The 7,763-nt window shown below is 68.7% G+C and carries 9 protein-coding genes; 7 read left to right on the top strand and 2 right to left on the bottom strand.

Features of this window, described 5'->3' with window-relative positions:
- Positions 1-51: 51 nt before the first annotated feature.
- From CVO76_RS08330 to CVO76_RS08300, 7 genes are all read left to right on the top strand, one after another.
- Entirely contained in the window at positions 52-1,170 is a 1,119-nt protein-coding gene (locus CVO76_RS08330; RefSeq protein ID WP_208741753.1) for an ABC transporter ATP-binding protein, read from the top strand.
- 2 nt (positions 1,171-1,172) lie between these two features.
- Positions 1,173-1,868, top strand: coding sequence for an ABC transporter permease (locus CVO76_RS08325; protein WP_208741633.1), 696 nt, complete (start codon positions 1,173-1,175; stop codon positions 1,866-1,868).
- On the top strand, positions 1,868-2,614 hold the full coding sequence (locus tag CVO76_RS08320) for an ABC transporter permease (protein WP_244186272.1): 747 nt from the start codon (positions 1,868-1,870) through the stop codon (positions 2,612-2,614). The genes CVO76_RS08325 and CVO76_RS08320 overlap by 1 nt, the downstream gene beginning before the upstream one ends.
- Entirely contained in the window at positions 2,611-3,582 is a 972-nt protein-coding gene (locus CVO76_RS08315; protein ID WP_133082546.1) for an ABC transporter substrate-binding protein, read from the top strand. Before CVO76_RS08320 ends, CVO76_RS08315 begins: the two co-directional genes overlap by 4 nt.
- 88 nt (positions 3,583-3,670) lie before the next feature.
- Entirely contained in the window at positions 3,671-4,888 is a 1,218-nt protein-coding gene (locus CVO76_RS08310) for a pyridoxal phosphate-dependent aminotransferase (RefSeq protein ID WP_133082547.1), read from the top strand.
- Between the two features lie 14 nt (positions 4,889-4,902).
- Complete coding sequence (locus CVO76_RS08305) at positions 4,903-5,757, top strand: PPK2 family polyphosphate kinase (protein WP_244186271.1); 855 nt, start codon at positions 4,903-4,905, stop codon at positions 5,755-5,757.
- 76 nt (positions 5,758-5,833) lie between these two features.
- On the top strand, positions 5,834-6,211 hold the full coding sequence (locus CVO76_RS08300) for a VOC family protein (protein WP_208741632.1): 378 nt from the start codon (positions 5,834-5,836) through the stop codon (positions 6,209-6,211).
- 45 nt (positions 6,212-6,256) lie between these two features.
- On the opposite strand, the gene CVO76_RS08295 is transcribed toward CVO76_RS08300, so the two are convergent.
- The gene (locus CVO76_RS08295) at positions 6,257-6,493 is read right to left on the bottom strand and encodes an exodeoxyribonuclease VII small subunit (protein ID WP_208741631.1); all 237 of its coding nucleotides are present in this window, start codon (positions 6,491-6,493) and stop codon (positions 6,257-6,259) included.
- A 71-nt stretch (positions 6,494-6,564) separates the two neighbouring features.
- The coding region (xseA, locus tag CVO76_RS08290; protein WP_208741630.1) for an exodeoxyribonuclease VII large subunit at positions 6,565-7,763 on the bottom strand (1,199 nt) is incomplete at its 5' end.

Genomic DNA, 7,763 nt, shown 5'->3' with positions numbered 1-7,763 from the left:
ACGAAAGGCACAGCTGACATGACCTCCTTCGAGCAGGACTCCGCCCGCCCCATGATCCGGTTCCGCAGCGTGACGAAGACGTACGACAGCGGGCGCCCCGCCGTGGCCGACCTCTCCCTGGACATCGACCGCGGCAGGATCACCGTGTTCGTCGGGCCCTCGGGCTGCGGCAAGACGACATCGCTGCGCATGATCAACCGGATGGTCGAGCCGACCTCCGGGCAGATCCTCCTGGACGGCACGGACGTCTCGCAGCAGAAGGCCGCGGAGCTGCGGCGTTCCATGGGGTACGTCATGCAGTCCTCGGGCCTCCTCCCGCACCGGACCGTGCTCGACAACATTGCGACGGTCCCGCGCCTCAACGGCGTCGGGAAGGCCGCCGCACGCAAGCGGGCCAGCGAACTGCTCGACGTCGTCGGGCTCGCGTCCGAGCTGGGCGGCCGGTATCCCGGGCAGCTCTCCGGCGGGCAGCAGCAGCGCGTCGGTGTGGCACGGGCCCTCGCGGCCGATCCGCCCGTCCTCCTCATGGACGAGCCGTTCAGCGCCGTCGACCCCGTGGTCCGCGCCGAGCTGCAGGAGGAACTGCTGCGCCTGCAGCGGGACCTCGCGAAGACGATCGTCTTCGTCACCCACGACATCGACGAGGCGACGATCCTCGGCGACAAGGTCGCCGTCTTCGCGGTCGGCGGCCGGCTGGCCCAGTTCGCGGCCCCCGAGGAGATCCTCCGCGCCCCGGTGGACGATTTCGTCGCGGGCTTCGTGGGACGTGACCGCGGTTTCCGCCATCTCTCCTTCCAGCAGGGGGACGGTGTCGCCATCCACCCGATCGAGACCATCGAGGTGGACCGCCTCGCGGACCCGACCGTCTCGGTGCGCTCGCCCTGGACGCTGCTCGTCGACTCCGAGGGTCGGCCCCACGGCTGGGTCCCGCAGGCGACGCGCGAAAGTATCACGAAGCAGGCCGAAGCGGTCCCGGGAGGCTCCCTCTACACGCGCGGCGACACCCTGCGCCGCGCGCTGGACGCCGCCCTGTCCTCGCCGTCAGGCCTGGGCGTGACGGTCGACGGCGACGGGCGCGCCGTCGGCGTCGTCCGAGCCGCGGAGGTCTTCGAGCTCATCGAAGCCGCGAGGCTCGACCGGGGCCGCTCCGACCACAACACGGCGGTGTAGCCATGGACTGGTTCCTCGCCAACCTGGACTTCGTCTGGCTGCACACGCGCCTCCACCTGTTCCAGGCCATCGTCCCGCTGCTCCTCGGCGTCCTCGCCGCCGTGCCCATGGCGCAGCTCGCCCGGCTCAACCCGGTGATCGGTTCGATCCTGCTGACCGGTTCGTCGATCCTCTACACGGTCCCGTCACTGGCGATGTTCGTGTTCCTCCCCGTGGTTCTCGGCACCAGGGTGATCGATCCCGTCAACGTGATCGTGGCGCTGGCCGTCTACGCCTTCTCCCTGCTCGTCCGGTCCACGCTCGACGCGCTCGATTCGATCGACGACGACGTGCGCCAGGCCGCGGTCGCCATGGGCTACAGGCCCGTGCGCCGGTTCCTCACCGTGGACCTGCCCCTGTCGCTGCCGGTGCTCTTCGCCGGCCTGCGCGTCGTCTCGGTCACCAACATCTCGCTCGTCAGCGTCGGCGCACTGATCGGCGTCCCGAGCCTCGGGACCCTGTTCACGGACGGACTGTTCCGGTCCTTCCCGACCGAGATCGCCGTCGGGATCGGCATCATCCTCCTGCTGGCACTCGTCCTGGACCTCCTCCTCGTCCTCACGGAGCGCCTCCTGACCCCGTGGACGCGCAGGGTCTCCGCCGGCGGCAGGCCGGCGGACGAGATCGTCGCGCTCGAGGCGAAGGTGGCGGGCGCCTGATGGACTACTCGAGCAGCAACCTCTTCGTACAGATGGGGGAGTGGCTGACCGCTCCCGCCAACTGGGCGGGCGACCGCGGCATCCCCACGCGCGTCGTCGAGCACCTGGGCTACACCGGACTGACCATGCTGGTCGCTCTGGTGATCGCGGTGCCGATCGGGCTCTACGTGGGGCACACCGGTCGCGGGCGCGTCGTCATCGTCTCCGGCGTGGGGATCCTCCGCGCCCTGCCGACGCTCGGCATGGTGTTCCTGTTCGTGCTCCTCGCGGGCCTCGGCCTGATGCCGCCCATCTGGGCGCTCGTGCTCCTCGCCGTCCCCCCGCTGCTGAGCGGGATCTATGCCGGCATCTCCTCCGTGAACCGGACCGTGGTGGATGCCGCGCGGAGCATGGGCATGAGCGAACTCCAGATCCTGTTCAGGGTCGAGGTGCCCAACGGCCTGCAGGTCATCCTCGGCGGAGTCCGCGCAGCGGTGCTGCAGGTCATCGCGACCGCCGCCGTCGTCGCCTTCATCAACCTCGGCGGGCTCGGGGTCTTCCTCGTCGAGGGAACACAGCTCGCGGACTACGGACGCCTCTTCGGCGGCGCCGTCGTCATCACAGTCCTCGCGATCACCGTCGATCTGCTTCTGGGACTGCTGCAGAGATTCGCCATCTCACCGGGACTGCGCGTCTCCGGTCCGGGACGGGCCCAAGGATCTGGCCGGCAGAAGGCCGTCGCCAGTGCACAAGGAGGAACAACATGAAGAACCTGTCAGCACAACGCGCCGGGCGGCGCGCTTTGATGGGACTGGCTGGCGGCCTGACGGCCGCGCTGGCGTTGACTGCCTGCGGTGCCAACAGCGACCCCCAGGGTGAATCGGAGGACACCGCGTCCGCGTCCGCCGGCGGAGCCGTCGTCGTCGGTTCCGCTGACTTCCCCGAGAGCCAGATCATCGCCGAGATCTACGCCGGTGCGCTCAACGCGGCCGGCGTCGAGGCGACGACCCAGCTCAACATCGGCTCGCGGGAGATCTACTACACCGCCCTCGAGGACGGCTCGATCGACATCATGCCCGAGTACGGCGGCAACCTGCTGCTGTTCGCCGATCCTGCCGCCACGGCGGAATCCGCCGAGGACATCGCCGCGGCGCTGCCCGATGCGCTCACCGCGAAGTCGCCCGACGTGAAGCTCGGTGTGCTCGAGCCCTCGGAGGCCGAGGACAAGGACGCGCTCGTCGTGACGGCCGCCACGGCCGAGAAGTACGACCTCACATCGATCGCGGACCTCGCGGAGGTGTGCGGTGAGATCACCATCGGCGCACCGAGCACCTTCCAGGAGCGCGCCTACGGCCTGCCCGGCCTGAAGGCGAAGTACAACTGCGAGCCCGGCGGCTTCGAGGCCATCAACGACGGCGGCGGGGACATCACGCTGAAGGCACTGCTCGACGACACCGTGCAGGCCGCCGACATCTACACGACCACGCCGTCCATCGCGGACAACGACCTCGTGGTCCTCGAGGACCCGGAGGACAACTTCATCGCCCAGCAGGTGCTGCCGCTCATCAACACCGACACCGTGGGCGATGAGGCGCAGACCGTCCTCAACGAGGTGTCGGCGCAGCTGACCACCGAGGACCTCCTGGCGCTGAACCGCGAGGTCAGCGGCGACGAGAAGCGCAACCCCGCGGACGCGGCCGCGGACTGGCTCGCCGACAAGGGGCTCGCGGGCTAGTTCAGCAGTACCAGGTCCGTCCAGCAGGGGCCCGGCGCCCGGCAGACATATGCCGCGTGCCGGGCCCCTGCTGTGGCATCCTGATCCAATGGCCACCTACAAGCAGTCGGAAAAGCTCCGTAACGTCCTCTACGACATCAGGGGGCCACTGCTCGAACACGCCATGACCATGGAGGCCCAGGGCCACCGCATCCTGAAGCTCAACATCGGCAACCCGGCGCCCTTCGGCTTCGAGGCGCCCGACGCCATCCTCGTGGACATGATCCGCAACCTGCCCGAGGCCCAGGGCTACAGCGATTCGCGAGGTATCTTCTCCGCGCGGACCGCCGTCGTGCAGTACTACCAGGGTCGCGGCATCAAGACGATCGACGTCGACGACGTCTACCTCGGCAACGGTGTCAGCGAGCTCATCACGCTCTCCATGCAGGCACTGCTCAACGCCGGTGACGAAGTGCTGATCCCCACGCCGGACTACCCGCTCTGGACCGCGTCCGTCGCGCTCGCCAGCGGCACCCCTGTGCACTACCTCTGCGACGAGGACAACCACTGGTGGCCCGACCTCGAGGACATGGCCTCGAAGATCACGCCCAACACCAAGGGCATCGTCCTCATCAATCCGAACAACCCCACCGGTTCGGTCTACCCCCGGCCCGTCCTCGAGGGGATCGTGCGCCTGGCACGCGAGCACGGGCTCATCCTGTTCGCCGACGAGATCTACGAGAAGATCCTCTACGACGACGCCGTCCACATCAACGCGGCATCCGTCGCGGGCGACGACGTGCTGTGCCTGACCTTCAGCGGCCTCTCCAAGGCATACCGGATCGCCGGGTTCCGCAGCGGCTGGATGGCGATCTCCGGACCGAAGCGCGACGCCGCGAACTACATCGAGGGCATCAACCTGCTGGCCAACATGCGGCTCTGTGCGAATGTCCCTGCGCAGCACGCGATCCAGACTGCGCTGGGCGGGTACCAGAGCATCAACGACCTGATCCTGCCGGGGGGACGTTTGAAGCAGCAGCGCGACAAGGCCGCGCAGTTGCTCAATGCGATCGACGGCGTGAGCTGCGAGGTGGCTCAGGGTGCCCTGTACCTCTTCCCGAAGCTCGACCCCGAGGTCTATCCCATCAAGGATGACGAGAAGTTCGCCCTCGACCTCCTGAAGCAGCAGAAGATCCTGATCTCGCACGGCAGGGCCTTCAACTGGATCAACCCGGACCACTTCCGCATGGTCACGCTCCCGAGCGTGGAAGTCATCGAGGATGCCCTCGGGAGGCTCGCCGAGTTCCTGTCCACGTACCGGCCCTGACCGCAGGAGGGTCCATGTCCGTGACAGCCGACAGCAGTGCCGAGATGCGTCGCCTCCTCCTGGCGGGGCCGGACTTCTCGCTCGCGGGCGTGGATCCCCGGTCGACACCGGGCTTCGAGGGCGGCAAGAAGGAGGGCGCCGCATCGCTCTCCGCCGGCGCTGACACTCTCTCCTCCCTGCAGGCGAAGCTCTTCGCCGAGAGCCGGGCCGGAAGCGAGATCGCCGTCCTGCTCGTCCTGCAGGGCATGGATGCCTCGGGAAAGGGCGGCATCGTCCGTCACGTCGTGGGGTTGGTCGACCTGCAGGGAGTGCAGCACCACGCCTTCGCGGCGCCGACCGAGGAGGAGCGGCGGCACAGCTTCCTCTGGCGGATCCGCCACCAGCTCCCCGGGCCCGGGATGCTGGGAGTCTTCGATCGGTCCCACTACGAGGACGTCCTGGTCCACCGTGTGCGCGGACTATCCCCGGCGACGGAGATCGAGAAGCGGTACGGAGCCATCTCGCGGTTCGAGGAGGACGTCGTGGCCTCGGGGACCCGCGTGCTCAAGGTCATGCTGCACATCAGCAAGGACGAGCAGAAGGACAGGCTCTCGAAGCGCCTCGATCGGAGGGACAAGTACTGGAAGTACAACCCCGGCGACATCGACGATCGCGGCTACTGGCAGCAGTACCAGGAGGCGTACCAGGCCGCGATCGAGCGGACGAGCACGCCCGACACGCCGTGGTACGTCGTTCCCGCCGACCGCAAGTGGTATGCACGCCTCGCCGTGCAGCAGTTGCTCACCGCGACGCTGGAGGACATGCAGCTGAGCTGGCCCAGGGCATCCTTCGACGTGGAGGTCGAGAAGCAGCGCCTCGCCGCGTCCTGACCGTTCTGATGCTGCGGACCGCAACCGTCCGCATCTGCTCCTAGCCTTGAGGCTCCACCACCGCCAGGAGGCTCCCATGGACTGGAAGATCGAACTCATCGCGCTGCCCGTCACCGACGCGGACAGGGCCATCTCCTTCTATCGCGACCAGGTCGGGTTCACGCTGGACCACGACCACCGTGTGAGCAGCAGCCTGCGCTTCGTGCAACTGACCCCGCCGGGGTCCGCCTGTTCGATCGCACTCGGCGAGGGCATCAGCGACATGGTGCCCGGATCGCTGCACGGCATCCAGGTCGTCGTACCTGATGCGGCGAGAGCCCGTGCAGGGCTGCTCGAACGCGGCGTCGCAGCGAGCGACGTGGACGCGCAGCCGTGGGGCCGCTTCGTCTACTTCTCCGATCCGGACGGCAACTCGTGGGCACTGCAGGAGCTGCTGCAAACCCCCGACGCGTAGCGGCGCCGCATCGGGCCCTGCCGGCCGAAGCAGGGCGACGGCCTGCTACTGGCCCTCGGCCTTGTCCCGCGCAGCCGCGAGCCGCACCTTCGCGCCTTCTAGCCACGCCTCGCAACGATCGGCCAGGGCCTCGCCGCGCTCCCACAGCGCCAGCGATTCCTCGAGGCTCACACCTCCGGCTTCGAGCCGCGAGACGACGGCGACGAGTTCCTCGCGCGCCTGCTCGTAGGACAGCGAGCCGACGTCGGACTGTCGCTGCTCCGGTGGGATGTTCTCCGTCATGGCATCTTCCTTCTCCACGGTGTTCCTCGTCTGCTGGTCGGCCCGTGTCCGGGCCTGCTGTGGCTGTAGCGTCATGCAGGTTCGTGCGGTGCGGGTGTGCCCTGGGCGACGGCGCCGAACTGGCCGCCCGCGACCCGGACCCGCAGGACCTCGCCGGTCGGCACGTCCTCCGGCGTCCGCACCACGTGTCCGTCCTCCTTCTGCACCACCGCATAACCGCGGTCGAGGGTCCTCTGCGGCGAGAGGGACCGTACGCGTTCCCGCAGGTGGTGCACGGCGACGGCACCGCGTTCCACCCCTGCGGCGGCAGAGCGCAGGGCGCGGGACCGGAGCCGCTCGATGTCGGCTTCCCGCACGTCGATCATGCCTTCGGGCTTCGCCAGGGACGGCCGGGAGCGGAGGTTCGCGAGGCTTTCCGCCTCCCGGTGCACCAGGACCCGGATGGAGCGTTCGAGCGCGGCACGCGCCTGCCGGATCCGGGCGAGTTCCTCGGATACGTCCGGGACCACGCGCTTCGCCGCATCGGTGGGCGTGGAGGCGCGGAGATCGGCGACCTCGTCGAGGAGCGGCCGATCCGCCTCATGGCCGATGGCGCTGACGACAGGAGTGTTCGCCATCGCGACCGCGCGGACCAGCGACTCGTCGCTGAAGGGCAGCAGGTCCTCCAGCGCTCCACCGCCCCGCGCGATGATGATGACGTCGACCCGGGGGTGGGCGTCGAGCTCCGCGAGGGCCACGGAGACCTGTGCAACGCTGCTCACGCCCTGGACGGCGACCTCGCGGACCTCGAACTCGACGGCCGGCCACCGCAGGGCGGCGTTGCGCATCACGTCCTTCATGGCATCGGAATCGCGGCCCGTGATGAGCCCGATCCGGTGAGGCAGGAGCGGCAGCTGCTTCTTGCGAGCTGGTGCGAACAGCCCTTCCGCGGCGAGCGCCTGTCGCAGCCTCTCGATGCGCGCCAGGAGATCGCCGATCCCGACGGGACGGATGTCGATCGTCTGCATGGACAGCCGCCCGGTCTTGACCCAGAAGTCGGGCTTGAGGCGTGCCACGACGCGGGAGCCGCGATCCAGGGGCATGGATACCCGGTCCATGACGGAGCCGTAGACCGACAGGGAGAGGGACACCTCCGAATCGACGTCGCGCAACGTGATGTAGCACATGCTCGCGCGGCGGTTGAGTTCGATGACCTGTCCCTCGACCCAGGCTGCCGGCGCCCGTTCGATGTGGGCCTTGAGCTTCTCCGACAGCAGATGGAGCGGCCACG

Origin of the sequence: Arthrobacter agilis, assembly GCF_002953615.1 — a bacterium.
In the GTDB taxonomy this organism is placed as follows: domain Bacteria; phylum Actinomycetota; class Actinomycetes; order Actinomycetales; family Micrococcaceae; genus Arthrobacter_D; species Arthrobacter_D agilis_B.
Note: the sequence above shows the minus strand (reverse complement) of the source record. Positions and strands in the feature narration are given on the sequence as shown.